This is a genomic window from Catenovulum agarivorans DS-2, assembly GCF_000568405.1.
Classification (GTDB): domain Bacteria; phylum Pseudomonadota; class Gammaproteobacteria; order Enterobacterales; family Alteromonadaceae; genus Catenovulum; species Catenovulum agarivorans_A.
The window spans coordinates 57598-80375 of the sequence record NZ_ARZY01000012.1; the positions used below are offsets into that span (position 1 = coordinate 57598).

A 22778-nucleotide genomic window follows, 5' to 3' on the forward strand; every position below is an offset into this window, starting at 1 on the left:
AACCTACATTAGCTTCATTTATCGGACGCTATTTTTCGAGTTGGTCGACGCGCAAACAAAATTGAAGGCAACTCGGAAGCTGAGTAAATGTCAGACTTACCAGACAACATTACATGCGCCTACGGCTTATGTAACAGAAAGTCAGGTGCGCCTCTGGCTTACCAGACCTACAAAATGTATGAATAGTTCAAAATTTAAGCGGGGTAAAAACGAAAAAAGCGGCTGTTAAGCCGCTTTTGAGTGATTTAACAAAGTAAAACCAATTTACTCCGCATAACTCTCCGTTGTCGGGCAGCTACAAATCAGGTTACGGTCGCCGTATACGTCATCAATGCGGTTTACGGTTGGCCAGAACTTGTTGTTGCGGGCTTGTTCTGTTGGGAACACTGCTAGTTCGCGGCTGTATGGGTGGTTCCATTCAGCTTGGCTTAAATCGCTCATAGTATGTGGGGCATTGCCTAGTGGGTTGTCTTCTAACGGCCATACGCCTTTTTCCACTTGGTCAATTTCGTTTTTAATAGCGATCATAGCTTCTATAAATCTGTCTACTTCGCAAAGTGGCTCAGATTCTGTAGGTTCTACCATTAGTGTACCCGCAACAGGAAAACTCATAGTTGGCGCATGAAAGCCATAATCCATTAAACGTTTTGCTACGTCCATTTCGGTTACGCCTGAGCTCGCTTTTAATGGGCGAATATCAATAATACATTCGTGCGCTACACGGTCGTTTTGGCCGGTGTACAAAATTGGATAGTGTTCAGACAAACGTTTTGCAATATAGTTAGCGCTTAAAATTGCCACTTCAGTTGCTTTACGTAAACCTTGCGCACCCATTAATGCAATGTATACCCAAGAAATTGGCAATATACCTGCACTACCCCATGGCGCGGCTGAAACCGCTCCATTGGCTTGGTCTAACTCGTCAATTTGTACTACTGGGTGGTTTGGTAAAAATGGGGCTAAATGTGATTTAACGCCAATTGGTCCCATACCTGGGCCGCCGCCACCATGTGGAATACAAAATGTTTTATGCAGGTTTAAGTGCGATACATCTGAGCCAATAAAGCCAGGCGATGTAACACCAACCTGAGCGTTCATATTTGCACCATCCATATACACTTGACCACCGTGGCCATGTACTATGTCGCAAATTTCACGAATGGTTTGCTCGTATACACCATGAGTTGATGGATAAGTGATCATGATGCAGGATAAGTTGTCTGCAACTTCTGCCGCTTTTTTGCGTAAGTCGTCTAAATCTACATTACCTTTGGCATCACACGCGGTTACTACTACTTTCATACCGGCCATTTGTGCTGATGCAGGGTTAGTACCATGCGCTGACGATGGAATTAAACAGATGTTTCTGTGGCTGTCGCCGCGGCTTTCGTGATATTTACGAATGGCCAACAAACCTGCGTACTCACCTTGTGCACCTGAGTTTGGTTGCATGCTGATTGCGTCGTAACCAGTAATTTCAATTAACCAGTCGTTCAATTGGCGGATCATACGTTGATAACCTTGCGCTTGCTCAATTGGCGCAAATGGGTGCATATTGGCAAATTCAGGCCAAGTTACTGGGATCATCTCTGCTGTTGCGTTTAATTTCATGGTACAAGAGCCCAATGAAATCATTGAATGATTTAAGGCTAAATCTTTATTTTCTAAAGATTTAATATAACGCAACATTTCAGTTTCTGAATGATGGGTATTAAATACTGGATGAGTTAAATATTCGCTGGTACGTTTGTACTCTGCAGGTATGCCTGATGTTTGTTGGCTTGTTATTACCTTGTCTAACGCTTTAACGTCTAAACCATGGCCTTCGCCAAATACAATATCAAATAGCTCTACTACGTCGTTGGCTGTTTTAGTTTCATCAAAGCTAACAGCTACCACGCCTTCTAAGTCGGTACGTAAGTTAACTTGTTTTTGTTGTGCACGCGCAACAATTTGTGTTTTGCTGTCGGTTGCAAAGGCAACTGTATCAAAGTAGTTTTTATTTTTAACTTCTATGCCTTTGTGTTTTAAACCTTCTACAAAAATAGAGGTTAAGCGCTCAACGCGTTTTGCAATGGTGTCTAAACCTTTCGCACCGTGGTAAACCGCATAAAACGCGGCCATGTTGGCTAATAATACTTGTGCAGTACATATGTTTGAATTGGCTTTTTCACGGCGGATATGTTGCTCACGAGTTTGCAACGCCATACGTAAAGCGAGTTTGCCTTTGCTGTCTTTTGACACACCAATAATACGACCCGGCAATGAACGCTTTAATTTATCACGTGTTGCAAAAAATGCCGCGTGTGGCCCACCATAACACATAGGTACGCCAAAACGTTGTGCACTGCCTACGGCTACGTCTGCACCTAATTCACCTGGTGTTTTTAATTGAGTTAATGCTAATAAGTCAGTAACAACTGTGGTTATACCTTTGCTATCAGCTACATGCGCAATCAATTTTTCAATTGGGTTAATGTCGCCATAGGTATTTGGATATTGGAATAACGCACCAAATACGTCTAGCTCTAATACTTTGTCAGCTGGGGCAATTTCAACTTCAAAACCAAATAACTCAGCACGTGTTACTACAACATTGATGGTTTGTGGGTGAACATCATCAGCAATAAAAAATAGGTTCGACTTTTTGTTTTTGCTGGTACGTTTTGCAAACGCCATTGCTTCGGCTGCTGCTGTGCCTTCATCTAATAATGATGCATTGGCAATTTCTAAACCTGTTAAGTCAATAACCATTTGTTGGTAATTCAACAAGCTCTCTAAACGGCCTTGCGCTACTTCTGGTTGATAAGGCGTATAAGCTGTGTACCAACCTGGATTTTCTAACACGTTACGTAAAATAACGTTTGGTGTATGCGTTGGGTAGTAACCTAAACCAATATATGATTTATTTACCTGATTCTGCGAGGCAATTTGTTTTAACCAGCTTAAAACTTCTACTTCACTTTGAGCTTCACCTAACGCCATTTGCTCGTTAATCAAAATGTTCTCTGGAACAGTTTGTTTGATTAGGTCGTCCAATGACGTTGCACCAATTGTGGCTAACATATGTTGCTGCTCGGCAGCATCTGGGCCTATATGGCGTTGAATAAAATCATCTCTATTTTCTAATTGCGATAAAGATACAGGTTCGCTCATGAATCGGGATTCCTAAATCAAATTAGTTTGCTAATTTTTGCTATGTTCAGTGTTCACGCCCCAGAGCACTGCCATCTTCACGCCAAACGCTTTAAATCCTCCTTGGAACGCTCTAACACAACATCCCTATTGTGTAACATTGCCTTAGCTGATGCCAGTGCTCTGTGGCTTAATTGACATTGGAGTTGCAAGCCTTTTCCAACCTGCAGCACCTAAATTATCCACTGAACTAAAAATAAAAAACCCCGAGTACAAGCTCGAGGTTATAAATTCAAATTTTCTACAATTTAAACTCAGCTATTATGCGTAACTGAGCACAAATTGGCTTTATTCGTCGTCTAATGCTTGCTCGTAGCCTTCAGCATCTAACAACGAATCTAATTCACCTTCGTCTTCAACTTTTAATTTAAACAACCAACCATCGTTGTATGGGTCTGTGTTTACAAGCTCAGGTGAATCTTCTAATTCTTCGTTAACTTCTACAACTTCACCAGCAATTGGAGCATATACGTCAGAAGCTGCTTTTACAGACTCAACCACTGCAATTTCGTCACCTGCAGTAAAACCCGCACCAACATCTGGCAAGTCAACGTGAACTAAGTCGCCTAATAAGTCTTGTGCGTGATCTGAAATACCAATAGTCACAATGCCATTGCCTTCGTCACGTACCCATTCGTGGCTGTCAGTGTATTTTAATTCTGGAAGGATCTTGCTCATTAAAATATTCCTCTGTAAAAGTTTTAAAATTAGTTCAACAAAGACTTACCGTTGCGAACAAACGCAGGTTTAACTACTTTCACTGTAACCCACTTTTTGCGCATTTCAACTTCAACTTCCTCACCTGTAGCAACAGGCACACGCGCAAATGCAATGCTGTGGCCTAAAGTTGGTGAAAAGGTACCACTGGTAATTATGCCTTCTCCTGCTTCGCAGCGAATTTTGCTGCCAGCACGAAGTACACCTTTGTCTAACATAACCAAACCAACTAATTTTTCAGTTTGGTTATTTTTGTATTCGGTTAATGCTTGGCGACCTATAAAGTCGCGCTCTTCCGGCTGCCATGCGATTGTCCAGCCCATATTTGCTGCTAATGGCGACACATTTTCATCCATGTCTTGGCCATATAAATTCATGCCAGCTTCTAAACGCAAAGTATCACGAGCGCCTAAACCACACGGCGCAACACCAGCATCTAATAATTTTTGCCAAAAATCTGCGGCTTGTTCATTCGCCAATAAAATTTCGTAGCCTGCTTCACCTGTATAGCCAGTTGTCGCAATAAATAAATCATCAGCTTGTACACCAAAAAATGGTTTCATACCGGCAACGGCTTGTTTTTGTGCTTCGGTTAATAAACTGCCAACAATTGAAATTGCTTCGGGACCTTGCACTGCAATCATTGCAAGCTCCTCACGCTCAGTTAAATTAACATCAAAGTCTGCTGCAACTTTATTTAACCAAGCTAAATCTTTTTCACGTGTGGCTGAGTTCACAACCAAACGATAATCAGTTTCGCTGAAATAATAAACAATTAAATCGTCAATCACCCCACCATGCTCATTTAACATGCCTGAATATAAGGCCTTGCCTTTTACCGTTAATTTAGCTACGTCGTTGGCTAATAACTTTTGTAAAAAGGCTTGTGCTTGTGCACCTTTAACATCTACAACTGTCATGTGCGACACGTCAAACATACCCGCTTTTTCACGCACTACTTGATGTTCTTCAATTTGTGAACCATACCGAATTGGCATTTCCCAACCGTGAAAGTCGACCAATTTTGCGCCAGCTTCTATGTGTTTTGCATGTAATACAGTTTTGAGTGTCATAACGAGTTGTAAACCAGTTTTGTGGGGGTCAAAATTTAGGCGGCGAATTATAACCGAGTTGTTGTAACAAACCTAGTTTTTATCCAAATTTTTGTTGCAGTCATCATTTAATTGTTTGGCTAACTGGTACAAAGAATCTGAATCGACAATGTGGGTATAAGCCTCGCCGTATACACGCGCAAGCAATGCCTCGTTAATATAATAATCTTGATAACAAGCATTTAAGTACATAGATTGCTCAGGAATTCGGTAATTCAAAAATTTCAGCTTGGCAGTCAGCAACATATTCGAATAATCAGCATAACTCGCTACCATAGCACCCGCTTTAAAACTACCTGAGGAAAAACCGACACTAATCAAACGTTGTTGAAACAAAAACTGTAAAACGACTCTGCCAGTTGCATCATTATAAAATGCATCATCTGGTAGCATGACATAAACATCACCTTGGCGACTCGCCTGCTTTATCAACTCAAATTCTTTAATACTGTCGTTGTGTTGAATAATCTTTAATTCTGGCCATTGGTTGGTCAGTTGTTGTGCAGCCGCTTTATCTTTGGTTACCGTGACCAACTGATGTTCACCATTCAATGCGCTGGCTAAATGCTTTAATCGCTGGTACGAAGCATTCTCATTAATATAGATCCAAGGGGTGCATGACGGCTTTCCATGACAACGAAGTTGCTCTAATTTTGCTCCTTCAACTTGATTTACCCCTAACACGACAGCAAAAAAGCTATGAGCATTTTCAACATGAGCAACTAAGTGGTAGGTATTGTCATACCCAGATACTAATACATCTTTTTGTTCACTGCGATTAGCGTAAAAAGGCACAATTTCAATTTCGGGGGCTAATAATGTCTGCGTGTATTGAAATTGGGCTTTTGAGAACTGATTTGGCGGAAAATAAAAACCGACCGAAAACAAATTATTTTCAGCTAAAACAGAAGCTGGCAGCATACCAATCCAGCACAAAACTAAAATAAACCAGTATTTAGTCAGTTTTACCCACATAATGACCCTTTACTCACAAAATAGTTATTCCGTTTTAGGTAAATTTAACGTTATAGTTAGTAGCATTAAAAACTCATTAATTTACATTAACCGTTAGAGTTAACATGTTCAAACCTAGCATTCTGTTTAACGCAATCTTTTTTGCAATTATTCCAAGCATCCTGATGACGATAGGGATATGCGGTTATATTGTGCACGCAACCAGTATAGAGCGCGACAAATTAATTGAAGAGCAAGCGGTCAACCTTGTTGATTCTATCGCTTACGCCAGCGAATATAACTTAATTAGTTTAAACAAAGTAGGTTTGCAGAGTAAATTACGAGATATTAATGCCACTTCATCGCTGCCGATATCAAATATTTTAATTTACGATGATACTGGTGAGTTATTTGTTGCGGCAAATTACACCCATCTTGATTTTAGCTACCACACAAGTAGTAATTTAGGTACTGAGCTGCATCGTCCCAACAACCAAAACTTAATTGTTAATTCACCGATTTACGCGTTTGACAGTAGCTTTAATCAAACCGCACAATGGCAGTCGAGCCAACAAACACAACAAGCAATCGGACATATTGTCTTGGTGTTGGATCTTTCCGCTGAAACCTACCACAGGTTCATTACCAACTTAAATTTGTTTGTATTAATTGGTATTGCCGCCATTCTAACCGCCATCTTAATGATAGCTTTGGTCAATCGCGTTATCCGCCCAGTTCAAGCATTTGTCCAAGCGGTAAAACGTATTGGTAGTGGCGACTTAAAATTTAGGTTAGATATACCCGTTCAATACGAGTTTAACGATTTAAAAGATGGTATCAATGTGATGGCAGCGCAACTGCAACACCATCAAGCCAAATTAGAGTCAGAAATTGAAGATGCAACACGTGACTTACAGCAAAATTTATTGTTAGTTGAAGAGAAAAATGCCGAGCTTGATATCGCTCGAAAAGAAGCGCTAGAGGCGAGTAAAGTTAAATCGCAATTCTTAGCGACTATGAGTCATGAAGTTCGCACCCCACTGAATGCGATTGTTGGTTTTACCAAAGAGCTAGAAAAAGCCCAGTTAGAAGATCCATACAAAGACTATGTCACTACGATAAACGCATCAGCCGATAACTTAATTGCAATAGTGAATGACGTACTCGACTTTTCTAAAATTGAGGCAGGTAAAATAGAGTTAGACCACTCCGCATTCAACCTGATGCAAACAGTCGAAGACGTCACTAAATTGATGTCACGTGACGCCTTTGCCAAAGGTTTGGTTTTCTCGGTTGAGTCTGATGCTCTGCCAATAGCCGCAATCGGTGACCAACACAGATTTAAACAAATTCTAACCAACTTATTATCCAACGCGATAAAGTTCACACCAAAAGGGTATGTAATTTTACGTATCAAAATTCAATCTGAGTCTGAAAGCCAACATATGTTAATCGTTGACGTACAAGACTCAGGTATCGGCATTAGCCAGGATAAACAAAGCAAACTATTTAAAGCATTTCACCAAGCCGACGCGACCACAACACGTAAATATGGTGGCACTGGTTTAGGGCTGGCTATCACTCATGGTTTAGTTAATAAAATGAGTGGCTCATTAACCATAGACAGTGCTTTGGGCAAAGGCTCGACATTTACCTTGCGGTTGCCGATTACCACCTCAAAACCAAATAGAATAGACAAACTGCAAAAACTGCATAAAGCCTTGGTTTTAGACCCGCATTCAATCACTTACACAGCATACCGTCAGCTGTTCCAGCAATTAGGTATCGCCGCTGATATTCACAGTGATACCGAAGGTTGGGAAACACAGTTACGCCAAAACGATAACTACGACTTAATTGTTATTGCCAGTGATTCAGATGAAGAATCGCTTGAATTATTACCACTGCAAGCCGCGTTTGCTGCGAAACAACAAACAAGTGCACTGATTGTTTTGTCGGTACCTTTGTATAGCTCGTTGCCCGAAGAGCACAAAAAAATGCTTGGTGACTGGCCAGTAACTGAAAAGCCATTTACTTTGTCAAAACTTGAAAATGCGTGGAAAAAGTACGACAGGCTGACTTGGTTGGCTGATGATAGCCTAGATACCAGCAACACAAATATTGTGCAATCAGGTTCTAAAATTAAGATGCTGGCAGTGGATGACAACGAAACAAATTTAAAATTATTGTCAGCAATTTTACGCAATGGCCGTGTAGAGCTCACCACCACCACATCTGGAAAATCAGCCTGTGAAATTGCTGAACAAGAAGAGTTTGACATTATTTTAATGGATGTGCAGATGCCAGAAATGGATGGTGTACAAACCACAGCTCGCATTCGTCAAGGTCAATTAAATAGAGCCACCCCCATTATCGCGTTTACCGCGCATGCGTTTAAAGAAGAAAGAGAAAACTTACTTAAAAACGGCATGGATGACTATTTGGCGAAGCCCATTGATATGGATAAATTTAACCAGTTGGTCGCGAAATGGGTAATTGGTGCTGCTGATTTTGCCGATAAACCAGCAAAAAAACCAACCAAGCCAGAGGTTCATCAAGGCATAGACTGGTCACTTGCATTAGAAAAAGCCAATAACAACCATAAAACGGCTGTCGAGATGCTTACTATGCTGATATCTACCTTCGACAGTGTTGAACAAGACATTAAAACCGCCATCAGTAATAACGATCAACAAGCCTTGCTAACGGTTATTCATAAATTCCATGGGTCGACTTGCTACTCGGGTGTGCCCTATCTTCGCCAACTTGCCAACAACATAGAATCGCAGCTTAAAAAAGGCGTATTAGTAAATGTTGAAGAACAACTGGAAAAATTGTCCAATGAAATGGATAATGTCGCGTCTGGATTGTCCGCAATCCCACAAAACAAGTCTAATTAACTAATAGCGTTATAATATTGGTATATAGCTAGTTGGAATAAAAAATTAGTATTTATTCTTTCCAGTTATCAATATCCCAACTAAGCTATAGCGCTAAATCAAGTCACGGATTTTTGGGAATATGTCTTCGCAAAACACAGAACTTACAAGCCCTTTGGCAGCTGAGCAATTAACTCAGTTAAATAAAATTACCGCAGGTATGTCTGCAAACCAACTTTCTTGGGTTAGCGGCTACTTATACGGCTTAGCACAAGCTGGCGCGGGTTCATTGCCAGCAGCTGGTGCACCAGCAGCGCCTGCTGAGCTACCGACTTTAACCGTTTTGTATGGTTCACAAACGGGTAACGCAAAAGGTGTTGCACAACAAGCAGCCGCAGCTGCCGAAGCTGCAGGTTTAAAAGTACGCTGTGTTTCTATGGGCGATTACAAACCCAAAGATTTGAAAAAAGAAACACACGTATTGATCACCTCTTGTACGCAAGGTGAAGGTGATCCACCTGATGATGCAATTGAATTTCATGCATTCTTAGCAGGTAAAAAAGCACCTAAATTAGACGGTGTAAAATATTCTGTATTAGCGCTGGGTGATTCTTCATACGAATTCTTCTGCCAAACAGGTAAAGATTTTGACGAACGTTTCGCTAAATTAGGCGCAACAGCAATTGAACCTCGTGTTGATTGTGACGTTGAATACGAAGAGCCTGCAGCGGGTTGGATTGAGCGTGCAGTTGCCGCTATGGCAAAAGACATGCAAGCTGGTGTTGCACAAGTAACAGTATCTGCAGCGGCTACACCAACAGCAACGACTTCTGCTTACAATAAAAAGAATCCGTTTACTGCGACTTTAGAAACCAACCAGAAAATTACCGGTCGTGATTCTGTTAAAGATATTCGTCACTTCGAGATTTCTTTAGAAGGCTCAGGTTTAACGTATCAGCCAGGTGACTCTTTAGGAGTTTGGTTTAGAAACGACGAAAAAGTTGTTGACGAAATAATTGAAAAGCTTGGCTTAGACGCTAGCGCTAATATTGAAGTTGACGGCGAGCAAGTTGCTGTGCGTGAAGCGCTAACCCGTCATTATGAATTAACGTTAAGCCACCCTGGTTTTGTTAGCAAATACGCTGAAGTAACAGGTAACGCTGAACTTGCAAAATTAGCCGAAGATCGCCAAGCATTACGTGCATATATTGATGTTCGCCAAATTATCGACATCATTCGTGAACATGCGGCTAAAATTTCTGCAGAGCAACTAGTAAGTTGTTTACGCCGTTTAACCCCACGTTTGTACTCTATCGCTTCTAGCCAAGCTGAAGTTGAAGAAGAAGTACACTTAACGGTTGGTGTTGTGCGTTACGATGCATTTGGTGAAGAGCACTTTGGTGGCGCTTCAGGTTTCTTAGCCGAGCGTTTAGAAGAAGGCGGCGAAGTAGACGTATTTGTTGAACACAGCCACTTCCGTTTACCAGAAGATAACTCACCTGTAATCATGGTTGGCCCAGGTACAGGCATCGCGCCTTTCCGTGCATTTGTTCAAGAAATTGATGCTAACGAGCGTGAAAACGAAACTTGGTTATTCTTTGGTAACCCTACATTTACTGAAGACTTTTTGTACCAAGTTGAATGGCAAAGTTATCTTAAAGACGGTGTATTAAACAAAATTGATTTAGCTTTCTCTCGTGACCAAGCAGAAAAAATCTATGTACAAGATCGTATGTTAGAAAAAGCTGCGGAGCTTTGGGCTTGGTTAGAAAAAGGCGCGTATTTCTATGTGTGTGGTGATGCTAATCGTATGGCGAAAGACGTACACGAAGCATTAGTAACCATAGTTGAACAGCAAGGTGGCAAGAGCCGTGAAGAAGCTGAAAACTATGTTAGTGAATTACGCAAAAACAAACGTTACCAGAGAGATGTTTACTAATGAGCGAAAAGAAATTAGCAGCCAACGAATATTTAAAAGTTAACAGCAACTACTTGCGTGGCACGTTAGAAGAAAGCGTAGCTAACCCTGTAACGGGTGCTGTTGCTGACGATGATACACAGTTAACTAAGTTCCACGGTTTTTATATGCAAGACGACCGTGATATTCGTAACGAGCGTAAGCAGCAAAAATTAGAGCCGAAACATACATTTATGTTACGTGCACGTATCCCTGGTGGCGTAATTGATATGCCACAATGGTTACAAATAGACCAAATTGCTGAAGAATTGACTGATTACAACTCAATTCGTTTAACAACGCGTCAAACTTTCCAATACCACGGTATTTTAAAACGCAACTTAAAACCGTTAATTAAAGGTTTGTACCAAGTTAAGTTAGACTCAATTGCAGCATGTGGTGACGTTAACCGTAACGTTATGGCAACGACCAACCCAATTCAAACTCAGTTGCAAAAAGAAGTACACGAATGGTCAGTAAAAATTTCTGAGCATTTACTGCCAAAAACGCGCGCTTACTTTGAGTTGTGGTTAGACGAAGAAAAATTAGAAACGCCAGCAGATGTTGAGCAAGAGCCTGTTTACGGTAAAACTTATTTACCACGTAAATTTAAAATCGCGGTTGCAGTACCTCCGTACAACGACGTTGACATTAGCGCTAACGATTTAAGTTTTATCGCTATTGAAGACGGTAACGGCGGCTTAGCTGGTTTTAACGTATGTGCTGGTGGTGGTTTAGGGTCTACCCATGGTGATGTAAACACCTACCCTCAGTTAACTCGAGTTTTAGGTTTCTGTAAGTTAGAAGACACGCTTGATTTTGCGCAAGCTGTAATGATGACTCAGCGTGACAATGGTAACCGTTACGACCGTAAACGTGCGCGTACTAAGTACACAGTTGATGACATGGGTGTAGATGCATTCCGTGAAGCAACTGAAAAACATGCTGGTAAAAAGTTTGAGCCTGCACGCGATTATGAATTCACTAGCCAAGGCGATCGTTTTGGTTGGGTAGAAGATATGAACGGCAAATGGCACTTAACGCTTTTCTTAGAAGCTGGCCGTATTGTTGATGACGAGCGTCGTACAATTAAAACTGGTTTACGCGAAATTGCTAAAGTTCACAAAGGTGAATACCGCATGACAGCTAACCAGAACATTATGATTGCTAACGTAGCCGCTGAAGACAAAGCACAAATTGAAGAAATGTGTAAACAGTACGGTTTGTTAGGTACTGAACATTCACCAATTATGCTTAACAGCATCGCTTGTGTAGCACTACCAACTTGTGCATTAGCTATGGCTGAATCTGAGCGCTATTTACCACGTTTAATTGAAAAATTTGACGTATTAGCGGAAAAACACGGTGTTGGCGATCAAGAAATCGTAACACGTATGACGGGTTGTCCTAATGGCTGTGGTCGTCCTTTCTTAGCCGAAGTTGCTTTTGTTGGTAAAGGCCCAGGTAAATACAATATGTATTTAGGCGCTGACGGCAAAGGTACTCGCTTAAATCAAATGTATCGAGAGAACATCGGCGAAGAAGAAATCCTAGCTGAGATGGATACTATCCTTGAGCGCTATAGCAAAGAAAGAGAACAAGACGAACGCTTTGGTGACTTTGTTGTACGAATTGGTTTGGTTAAACCTGTTTATGACGGTCGAGAGTTTCATGCCACAAATTGATTTTGTAAAGCTACTTGAAGCAGACAAATCAGAGCAAGTTGCAGCGTTAACCGAGGTTAACGCTGAGCTTGAACAGCTGACGCCTCAGCAAAGAGTAGAATGGGCTGCTACACACTTGCCTGGACCACAAATACTTTCATCGAGTTTTGGTATTCAAGCAGCTGTAATGCTCAATTTAGTTAATTCAGCAATTCCACAAATTCCTGTGGTTTTAACTGACACTGGCTACTTATTTCCAGAAACTTATGAGTTTATCGATCAGCTAACCGAACGCTTAAAGTTAAACTTAAAAGTTTATCGCTCACCATGGAGCCCTGCGTGGCAAGAACAACGCTGGGGTAAATTGTGGGAGCAAGGTGTCGAAGGCATCGAAAAATACAATCAGATCAACAAAGTTGAGCCAATGAAGCAAGCATTGCAAGAATTGGATGCTAAAGTTTGGTACACAGGTTTACGCCGTGACCAAGCCAGTAGCCGTGCCAGCTTGCCAGTATTGCAAATTAGTGGTGGTCGTTACAAGTTCCAACCAATTATTGATTGGACCAACAAAGATGTTCACTACTATTTAAAAGAGCACAACTTGCCATACCACCCGCTATGGGACCAAGGTTATGTATCTGTTGGTGATTGGCACACATCTCGCCCATTAGAATTGGGTATGACTGAAGAAGAAACGCGCTTCTTTGGTTTAAAACGTGAGTGTGGCTTACACGAAGGTGGTAGCGGTATTTAACCGCTACTCGCTTTACTTTTTTATTGTTATATTCCTGTATTTATTAAACCCCTGCCCTGCTTTTGCGTTAAACTTAGCAAAGATATCTCTAGACATTTTTAGTTGTTAAGGCTTGTTATGGAACAGTTTCCAATCTTTTTAAATATGGCTAATTTCCCCTGTGCTGTTGTTGGTGGTGGTGAAGTTGCTTATCGAAAAATCAGTGCATTATTAAAAGCCAAAGCACAAATTTGTGTCATCTCTCCAGAAGTAAATGCTGACATAAATACGCTAATAGAAACTAAACAAATAGATTGGCAACAACAAAACTGGCAAGCTGACAGCATAACAGGCAAACGATTAGTGGTTGCTGCAACCGACAACAACCAAGTGAATAAACAAATTTTCGAATATTGCGAAGCTAACAATATTTTGGTTAATACTGTCGACCAGCCCGATCTATGCCGCTACACCACACCGTCTATTGTTGACCGCTCACCTATTGTGATTGCTATTTCATCTGCTGGTATGAGCCCTGTATTAGCAAGACGCATCCGCGCTATGATAGAAACAGCGCTACCTCAGTCGTTATCCGGAATTGCCCAATATGCAGGCTCTATTCGCAGCAAAATAAAAAGCAAATTACCAACGATAGATTTACGCCGATTGTTTTGGGAAAAGTTTTTCTCAAGCTCAATCATGTCGCGTTTTGAGCAAATGGCTGACAGCGAAAAAACCAGCTTAGTGGATAATTTAATACAAAACACCCACGAACAAGGTGAAGTGTGGTTAGTTGGTGCTGGCCCGGGCGATCCTGAGCTTATCACCATTAAAGCACTACAAAAATTACAACTTGCAGATGTGGTAGTTTACGACAGGTTAGTTTCAGCCGATATTGTAAACTTAGCGCGTAAAGACGCTGAGTTTATTTGTGTAGGCAAACAGAAAAGTCTGCACATGAAGCAGCAGCAAGAAATTAACCAGCTATTGGTCGATTTAGCCAAACAAGGTAAAAAAGTTTGCCGCTTAAAAGGTGGCGACCCATTCATTTTTGGCCGCGGCGGCGAAGAATTAGAAACCTTAGTAGAACAGCAAATTCCTTTCCAAGTCATTCCAGCGGTAACCGCAGCTGCAGGCTGCTCAAGTTATGCGGGGATTCCCCTAACCCATAGAGACTATGCACGCAAAGTCACTTTTGTTACAGGGCAAAACAGTAAAGCGGGTGATGAACCTGATTGGCAATCACTCATCCACCCTTACCATACTTTGTGTATTTACATGGGCTTGAGTAAAGCGCAGCAGGTACAAGAAAACTTAATTAAACATGGTATGGCAGCAGATATGCCAGTGGCTATTGTTGAAAATGGCACAACTCAACACCAACGTGTGGTTACAGGTATTTTAAGTGAGTTAGGTCAATTGCAGCAGCAACACAATATCGGCTCACCAGCGTTATTAATAATCGGCCAAGTGGTTAAATTACATAACTCACTCGATTGGTTTACCCCTGATAGGCAAGAAAACGCAGGCGCATTTAAGAATTATTTGGCTGAGAAGTAGCGCGTAGAGCACAAAAGCCCAGCTGAAGCATAATTTTCTAAAATCGCTGTGAATCCATCCGTGGAAGCTCCCAAACGTCGTCCCGGACGTTTGAAGTTTTAGAAAATCAGCATTCAGCTAGACTTTTATCGAGCATTTTTATTGCTTTTCGAATAAAGCACAGCGATAAAAATTTAGGAAAGTGCTAGAGCAATAACTTAGAGCAAAATTTCTTTTTCAGGGGCGAATCAGAACCGAAGCACCGCTTCGCAGTCTGACGAGGTGGAGCCAGGGATGGCGACAGGGCCTGCCCTTCAGGGACGAATAATCTACTCAGGATTTACTTTAATCCAGAACAGCGTTTTTGCGATAGTTATGGTCTAGTGATTTCCCTATATTGCACAGGAGTTGCAGCGATAAAATGTCGAAAGAATTAACATACGAAGAGGGGTACTCCATTCGCCTTTGCTCTTCCCTGCCGCCAACCAAAAGCACTTCAAATACAAAACCTACTTCATATTCACATGAATGGCAGGCTCTAACACGGCAGCGAATTGCTCCAAATAATTCATATTCAACTCAGCTGGAATCAACCGCGCGAGTTCATTGCCAATTTGTGTGAGTTTATAATAAGTTAACACATAACCACTTTTAACCACCTGCAATTGAACTTTACCACTGCCGATCTCCATTTCAATGACCTGGCCTTTAGTTAACTCACTCGTCTCAATTTCACTAGCGTACAACAAATTTAAGTCAAACAAAGTTAATAAATCAGGGTAACTTAAACCACACTTAGATAAGTTGATCGCAAAACCATGCTCTTTCTTAAACAAATCGAACCAACTACGTAAACCATAGAAGCCACTAAAAATACGTCCGCCATATTCATTTTTATCTCTAAGCGTAATATTACATGCGGCTTGAAAAATTAGCGCATCTCTATGAGTCATCTGCTTAAGGGTAGATAAAGCACGCAAAGAAAAACTACCTGGGCGTAATGTCTGCATGGCTAAAATTTTTCCCCAAAGCTTTTGCATTGGTGTTGAAAAAATTGTTTCCGCCATTGCAAAAAATTGGTGTAACCAGTCGGGGTCAACATCATCATTCGGCACTTTATCGTCAACATAACTCAACGCTTGCTGCATAATTATTTCTAAATTTTGCTGCTTACGTGCTTGCTCTAAACGTTCACGTCGGCTTGCTCGCTGCTCTAGACTTAACTGACCTTTAACTTGACTTGTGATACCGTGTTTATGCGCAATTTGTGCTAAGCGAAAACTAGCAGTTTGTTGATCTAAAGTAACTTTAGCCTGGCCTCTGCCTTGGGTGTGTGCACTAACGGTCGCAGCTTTATCAGCAACAGAGGGTTTAACTTGCTGTTTTTTGCTATTTAACTCTACAACCTCTTTTTGCAAAGAAGGTGGTAAATTAGATGTTACGCCTGAAGTTTTCATAAAATATTCAGATTATTGTTATAGGTATAAACGACACTTGTATATTAGGCTATACTTAATCAAGTTGTATAGTGAAAGCTCTATATTTGCCGATATTCTTACTTACCGGAATTCATATGCTGCAAAACAAATTAGACGATGTAATTCTATTTGCTGATGACGACGACGATTTGGACATCGAACCGGATGTAATAGACCCAAGCAATGCTTGGCACGTGCTGGTAGTGGATGATGATGCTGAAATTCATTCAGTTACACAACTAGCACTAAGTGGGCTAGAAACACTGGGAAAACCGCTTTATTTTGGCCATGCCTATTCTGGCGAAGAATCCATCGAGTACATGCAAAACCACCATGATGTTGCCGTTATACTAATGGACGTGGTAATGGAGCATGAAAATGCGGGTTTAGATGCTGTTAAACACATACGTGATGAACTGGGTCAAACCAATACTCGGATTATTTTACGCACAGGTCAACCAGGTTACGCACCTGAAGAAACCGTAGTTCAGCAGTATGATATTAACGACTACAAAACCAAAACAGAACTGACACGAAGCAAACTCGTCACCACCTTAATTTCCGCCATCCGAAGTTATGAGCAGATTAACCAGATTGAAAAAAGCAAAGCTCAACTGTCAAAAATAGTTTCGTCTTGTGTGCAACTCCAGCAACAAGATCCACAACAATTCACCCGAGAAACCATTAGCGCACTGAATGATTTATTGGAAATTCATTCTCAAGGGTTAATTTGTGTAAAACCAAACAATAAAGAAAACGCACGGCCGTTTGTAGTAGGTGCGACCGAAGATTATAGCGAGTCGACAGGCCAGCTGATTGAGCAACTAGACAACGGCCGAATAATTATGCAGTTAAGCCAGTGCTTGAACCATCAGCAGCATCAAGTGCATTCAACTGACATGGCGTTATTTGTTAAGAGTAAGAAGTTTCACGCGGCGATTTATTTAGATGACGGTATCGACCCCAGTCGGTTTAATCAACAATTAACTGATGTATTACTCAGCAACGTTGGTGTGAGCCTAGAAAACGTACAATTATTTCAAGAGCTTAAAAACACCGCATATAAAGATAAGCTCACTGGGTTATCCAATCGTACTGATTTTATCCGAATGTTGGATCAATACATTCAAGACCCAGCTATGGGTGATACTGTTGTGATAATTGACTTAACCCACTTTGCCGACATCAATGATGGTCTCGGTCAAGAAACAGGCAACCATTTATTAAAAGCCGTGGCGCAAAGATTAACAGAAAAATACGGCAACAACAGTCGTTTAGCCAGAGTCAGTGCAGACGTATTTGGTATTATTGGCCATAAAATGATTGTTAATCCTGAGCATATTTTAGAGTTATTTGATTACCCATTAAAGGTCGAAGATCAGCGTATTCCAGTGCATTTCAGCATGGGATTTTGTGATAGAGATGCGAACGACAAAACCGGCCTGAGGATCCTCAAACATGCAGACATAGCACTTAATCAAGCGAAAAAAGATCGCCAACAATGTTACGCTTATTTCTCAGACACTATGGAACAAAGAACGGCGTGGCGCTTGGGCATGGCTCATCAGCTGCGTGAAGACTTTGAGCAAGAAAAACTGCAAGTGTGGTTTCAACCGCAACTCGATCTCAATACCCACAATATAATAGGCTTCGAAGCTTTATTGCGTTGGCCTCGAGTTGAAGGCGGCATGATTGAGCCTGAAGTATTTGTACCACTGGCCGAACACTCTGGTTTGATGATAGACATTGGAAACTGGGTGGTTGAGGAGTCATGCAGGCAGCTTAAGCAACTAGAAGACAAAGGCTTCAATAAAATTAGGGTTTCGATAAATGTATCTATGGCTCAATTTAGAAACCCTAAATTTGTACCAACGATTATTGATACAGTGCATAAATTTGCGGTTAAACCACAATCCATTGAGTTAGAAATCACCGAAAGTGTACTCATGAATAATCCAAGTACAGTGATTGAAGCACTCACCTTGTTGAAAGCAGAAGGCATTCAAGTATCACTGGATGATTTTGGTACAGGTTTTAGCTCATTAAACTACTTACATCAATTACCGTTAGATCGTATGAAAGTTGACCGCGCATTTGTTAAAGATATCCTCAGTGAAAATGGGGAAGTCATTGTAGAAACAGTGTTGGCACTTGGCAAAAAACTCGGTTTACATACCATTGCTGAAGGTGTTGAAGAACTCATCCAAGAACGAAAATTGCTCGATATGGGGTGTGAGGAAGTACAAGGATTTTTATATGCCAAACCACTTTCGCCTGATCAAGTTCAGCGTTTTGTTCAAGAACACCAAAACACGCTAAGCCATCACTAATAAACAGATGCAAACATGAGGTTGAGCATTTAGACTTAACCTCATGTTTTAAATGCAACATCAACGAATCCTTATCTTTTTACGTCACAACTTATTGTTATTCAGTATAAAAAACGCTGTACATTTATGTCACTTTCATTAAAATTAATGAGAACAATTCTCATTAATAAACAGAGACTTTATGAAACTTTTTAGCTTTATCTTACTTACGATACTTAGCCTACCGAGCTTTGCAAAAGACGACACGGTTAATATTTACTCATTCCGCCAAGCATTTTTGATTGAACCGATTTTACAGCAATTTACTGAACAAACAGGCATTAAAACCAAAGTGGTATTTGCTGAAAAAGGATTAATTGAACGCATCAAACGCGAAGGAAGATATAGCCCTGCCGACGTTGTATTGACCTCTAACTTTAGCAAATTATTGCAACTAACCGACGAGAATTTAACCCAAGCATTTAATGATGCTGCGGTTAACGCCAATATTCCAGCACATTTTAGAGATGACAACGGCCACTGGGTTGCGCTAACTAAACGCATTCGAAATATCTATGCGGCTAAAGATCGTGTTGCTGCGCCTTTTGAACTCAACTACGAAGATTTAGCCCAAGCTAAATTTAAAGGCAAAATTTGTACTCGTAGTGGCAAGCACCCGTATAACTTGGGTTTAGTTGCGTCAATGATAGCTCATCATGGCCAAGCCGAAACCAAAGCTTGGTTGCTGGCCGTCAAAAATAACCTAGCGCGCAAACCTCAAGGCAATGACAGAGCACAAGTTAAAGCAATCAGCGAAGGCTTATGTGATGTATCTTTGGGTAACAGCTACTACTTTGGCAAAATGCTGACGGACCCAGCGCAAAAAGCGTGGGCAGACGCTGTGCATATTGTCTATCCAAACCAACAAAATCGAGGGGCACATGTAAACGTGTCTGGTGCGGCTATCGCCAAACATGCACCGAACAAACAAAATGCAATTAAGTTGATTGCGTTTTTAGCGTCAGAGCAAGCTCAACAGGCATACTCGCTGCTCAACTTTGAATACCCAGTAAATCCACAAGTTAAACCTGCACCTATGGTTGCAAGTTGGGGCGAATTTAAGGAAGATACGCTTCCATTAACCCAAGTAGCTAAAAATCGTCCTGCAGCTTTAAAACTGATCGACGAGGTAAAATTCGATTTATAGGTGACGTTTGTCTTCGTTTTCTCAAACTAATATGCCACAACAAACTGGTAAACCCTTTATTGCCAGTTTGTTTATTGGCTTAAAACAACTAAAGCACCTGCACATATCTACATTTTTCATCGCTTTGTTATTTGCCACTCCGCTATTGAGCATTGCCGTTGAGGCACTAGCACCCAATAGCGAAACTTTTGCTCACATCAAACAAACTGTATTAGCCGACTATATTGTAAACACTTGCATTTTAGCCTTAGGAGTCAGCGCACTGGTGATTTGCATTGGCGTGCCACTGGCATGGTTAATCGCTGTATGCGACTTTCGTTTTAAGCGCTTTTTTCAATGGGCTCTGGTATTACCTTTAGCCATGCCAGCATATATAGTCGCCTACACCTACACCGATTTACTGGATTATGCTGGGCCAATTCAAGTTGCTTTGCGCGACTGGTTTGGTTGGCAGTCAGCCAGCGATTATTACTTTTTTGATATTCGCAGTCTTACCGGTGCCATTATTGTACTTGCATTGGTGTTATACCCTTACGTTTATTTAATGGTCAGAGCCGGTTTTTTAGAACAGCAGGCAAACCTAACACATGTTGCAAGAACTTTAGGCTATAGCCCGCTTAGAAGTTTTTTTAAAATATCAATTCCTGTTGCACGCAACGCCATTATCGCGAGTACAGCACTTGTATTAATGGAGAGTATCGCTGACTTCGCGACGGTTAAATACTTTGCCGTTAGCACCCTGACCACAGCTGTATACGACACTTGGTTGAGCTATTATGATTTAGCTGCCGCAGCCAAGTTATCGCTCATCATGGTGTTGGGTATTTTTGTATTGTTGTACTTAGAGCGAATACAAAATGGTCAAAAACAAACCCATAACGATGCGAAATTATCCGCACAAAAGCTGACCTACCAGTTAACTAAAAAACAAAGTATCCTAGCCATTGGCTACTGTTGCTTGATATTGACAATATCCTTTATCATCCCTTTGTATATTTTGTCTGACTACGCGATTGACTATTTCAGCCAAGCTTGGAATGCAGATTTATTCGAAATTACTCTAAATAGCCTGATAATCGCTGGCCTCAGTGCAGCCATAGCAATTGTCGCAGCGCTTACATTAAATTTTAGTTTGCGCGTTAAACCGATCAAGCTTCATAAAACCAGCCTCAAGCTTGCAAGCTCTGGTTATGCCATACCTGGCACGGTTATGGCAATTGGAGTGCTCATTCCATTGGCTTTTTTAGACAACCAAATTAACGCATTGGCTGATTCGCTGTCGCTTTCACCGCCAGGTTTAGTGTTAAGCGGTTCGTTTATCGCGATCGTATTAGCTCACAGCATTCGCTTTATTGCCATTGCCAATAAAGGAATTGAAGCAAGCTATGCTAAAATTAGCCCCTCTTTAGATATGGTGGCAAAGAGTATGGGTCAACCAAACCGCAAGGTATTTAGCAAAGTACATTTACCGCTTATTCGTAAAAGTGTCTTGGTTGCAGGGTTACTCATATTTGTCGAAAGCATGAAAGAACTCCCTGCGGCACTATTGCTGCGCCCGTTTGATTTTCAAACTTTACCAACTCATGTTTTTCAATATGCCAGCACCGAGCAGTTAGAAATAGCTGCATTAGGTGCAATTATCATAGTTATTGTCGGCTTAGTGCCACTGATTATTATCAATCGCTCAATTGAGCAACATTAATCTGATTTGGAACAATAGTGTCAGTATTATCTGTAAATAATTTATCCGTTAGCTATCACGATAAACAAATTATCAGTGGTTTAAACTTGCAAGTGCAGCACGGTGAAATCGTTGCATTATTTGGTGCATCTGGTGGTGGCAAAAGCACTATACTCAAAGCAATTGCCGGCTTGTTAGATCAAGTATCAGGAGAAATACACATTGGTGACAAACTGGTATTATCCAATAATATAAACATTGCAGCAGAGCACCGCCACACCGGATTAATATTTCAAGACTATGCGCTGTTCCCACATTTAACGGTTGCTGAAAATGTCGCATTTGGTTTACATCAATTATCTCGCCAACAACAACAGCAAAAAGTAACCGAGATGTTGACACTGATAAAAATGCAAGAATATGCACAACATTATCCGCATCAGCTTTCAGGTGGACAACAACAACGCATCGCAATCGTTCGAGCTTTAGCTTGTGAACCCACAATTTTATTGTTCGACGAAGCTTTTTCCAATATTGACCCACAGCTGAGGTTTGAGCTAATCACAGATATTCGTAACCTGTTAAAAGCACAAAAGATATCGGCGTTGTTTGTTACCCATAATCAGGACGAGGCTTTTGCATTTTGTGATCGCATTGCTGTTATCAACCAAGGGCGCATCGAACAAGTAGATACGCCAGAACAGCTATTTAGCGCACCAAAAACCCGCTATATCGCTGAATTTTTAGGTGAAGGCTTGTGGTTACAAAGCCAAATACAATCAAACACCCTCTTACAAACCCCGTTTGGCGAGGCGACTTATTCTGGTTCACAAAACCTAGCTGAATATGTTGGCGAATCAGCCATGATCTATTTGCGACCACATCAGTTTACTTTAACGCATGATCCGCACTCTCAGCTGCAAGTGCACAATGAGCGCTTTATTGGAGAGTGTTATGAGTCGGTATTTCAATGGCAACAACAGAGTATTAAAGTAAAGTCGGCTGAATCTTTTTTACACCAAACGGTTAAAGTTGAAATTAACGCGAAGATAAGCAAAGTATTTATTTGATAAGGCCTAGCTTTCGCTAAATCTACCTTAATCTATAAAATCGATTGGTCTAATTCAACTTTTAGGCCAAGCAAACATTGACATCTTAAGCCAATAACACCAAAATACACCTCAAAGTTACATTTGTTGACTTACTCGTTAATTTATAAGGTTTATTAAATGACTTATATTCTCTCGCTAACAAATCTGCTAAGCCTCACTCATTTGGAGTGCGGGAGGATTTGTTTCGAGACAAACTAAACCTTTAAATCAAGATTTCGAAACAAAAAACCCGTGCTCAACA

14 protein-coding genes are annotated in these 22778 nt (G+C 41.0%); 9 read left to right on the forward strand and 5 right to left on the reverse strand.

The window, feature by feature from the left end; translation table 11 throughout:
- Positions 1–264: 264 nt before the first annotated feature.
- The 4 genes from gcvP to DS2_RS08160 form a co-directional block, all read right to left on the reverse strand.
- Complete coding sequence (gcvP, locus tag DS2_RS08145) at positions 265–3156, reverse strand: aminomethyl-transferring glycine dehydrogenase (protein ID WP_035014231.1); 2892 nt, start codon at positions 3154–3156, stop codon at positions 265–267.
- Between the two features lie 327 nt (positions 3157–3483).
- A complete protein-coding gene (gene gcvH, locus DS2_RS08150; RefSeq protein ID WP_035014232.1) occupies positions 3484–3873 on the reverse strand; it encodes a glycine cleavage system protein GcvH in 390 nt (129 codons plus the stop codon).
- Positions 3874–3902: 29 nt separating this feature from the next.
- Positions 3903–4985 carry a glycine cleavage system aminomethyltransferase GcvT gene (gene gcvT / locus DS2_RS08155; RefSeq protein ID WP_035014233.1) on the reverse strand — a complete coding sequence of 361 codons (1083 nt, stop codon included), beginning with the start codon at positions 4983–4985 and terminating at the stop codon, positions 3903–3905.
- A gap of 72 nt (positions 4986–5057) precedes the next feature.
- Complete coding sequence (locus tag DS2_RS08160) at positions 5058–5999, reverse strand: hypothetical protein (RefSeq protein ID WP_035014234.1); 942 nt, start codon at positions 5997–5999, stop codon at positions 5058–5060.
- A 104-nt stretch (positions 6000–6103) separates the two neighbouring features.
- Here DS2_RS08160 and DS2_RS08165 point away from each other — a divergent pair, with 104 nt between their 5' ends.
- The 5 genes from DS2_RS08165 to cysG all read left to right on the forward strand — a co-directional run bounded on the left by DS2_RS08165 (position 6104) and on the right by cysG (position 14771).
- A complete protein-coding gene (locus DS2_RS08165; protein WP_235188566.1) occupies positions 6104–8878 on the forward strand; it encodes a response regulator in 2775 nt (924 codons plus the stop codon).
- A 121-nt stretch (positions 8879–8999) separates the two neighbouring features.
- Entirely contained in the window at positions 9000–10796 is a 1797-nt protein-coding gene (locus tag DS2_RS08170; protein ID WP_035014235.1) for an assimilatory sulfite reductase (NADPH) flavoprotein subunit, read from the forward strand.
- Complete coding sequence (gene cysI, locus DS2_RS08175; RefSeq protein WP_035014236.1) at positions 10796–12499, forward strand: assimilatory sulfite reductase (NADPH) hemoprotein subunit; 1704 nt, start codon at positions 10796–10798, stop codon at positions 12497–12499. The genes DS2_RS08170 and cysI overlap by 1 nt, the downstream gene beginning before the upstream one ends.
- Positions 12486–13232: a phosphoadenylyl-sulfate reductase gene (locus DS2_RS08180; protein ID WP_035014237.1), complete on the forward strand. Its 747-nt coding sequence runs from the start codon at positions 12486–12488 to the stop codon at positions 13230–13232. Before cysI ends, DS2_RS08180 begins: the two co-directional genes overlap by 14 nt.
- Before the next feature lie 117 nt (positions 13233–13349).
- Complete coding sequence (gene cysG, locus DS2_RS08185; protein WP_035014238.1) at positions 13350–14771, forward strand: siroheme synthase CysG; 1422 nt, start codon at positions 13350–13352, stop codon at positions 14769–14771.
- A gap of 488 nt (positions 14772–15259) precedes the next feature.
- Here the strand turns inward: cysG and DS2_RS08190 are convergent, their stop codons facing one another.
- Positions 15260–16207: a TIGR03899 family protein gene (locus tag DS2_RS08190; RefSeq protein WP_051479731.1), complete on the reverse strand. Its 948-nt coding sequence runs from the start codon at positions 16205–16207 to the stop codon at positions 15260–15262.
- 116 nt (positions 16208–16323) lie between these two features.
- On the opposite strand from DS2_RS08190, the gene DS2_RS08195 reads away from it, so the two are divergent.
- From DS2_RS08195 to DS2_RS08210, 4 genes are all read left to right on the forward strand, one after another.
- The gene (locus DS2_RS08195) at positions 16324–18558 is read left to right on the forward strand and encodes a GGDEF domain-containing phosphodiesterase (RefSeq protein ID WP_035014239.1); all 2235 of its coding nucleotides are present in this window, start codon (positions 16324–16326) and stop codon (positions 18556–18558) included.
- 181 nt (positions 18559–18739) lie between these two features.
- Positions 18740–19744, forward strand: coding sequence for a Fe(3+) ABC transporter substrate-binding protein (locus DS2_RS08200; protein ID WP_035014240.1), 1005 nt, complete (start codon positions 18740–18742; stop codon positions 19742–19744).
- A gap of 31 nt (positions 19745–19775) precedes the next feature.
- Complete coding sequence (locus tag DS2_RS08205) at positions 19776–21446, forward strand: ABC transporter permease (protein WP_081754229.1); 1671 nt, start codon at positions 19776–19778, stop codon at positions 21444–21446.
- A 17-nt stretch (positions 21447–21463) separates the two neighbouring features.
- Complete coding sequence (locus DS2_RS08210; protein ID WP_035014241.1) at positions 21464–22495, forward strand: ABC transporter ATP-binding protein; 1032 nt, start codon at positions 21464–21466, stop codon at positions 22493–22495.
- Positions 22496–22778: the final 283 nt, after the last annotated feature.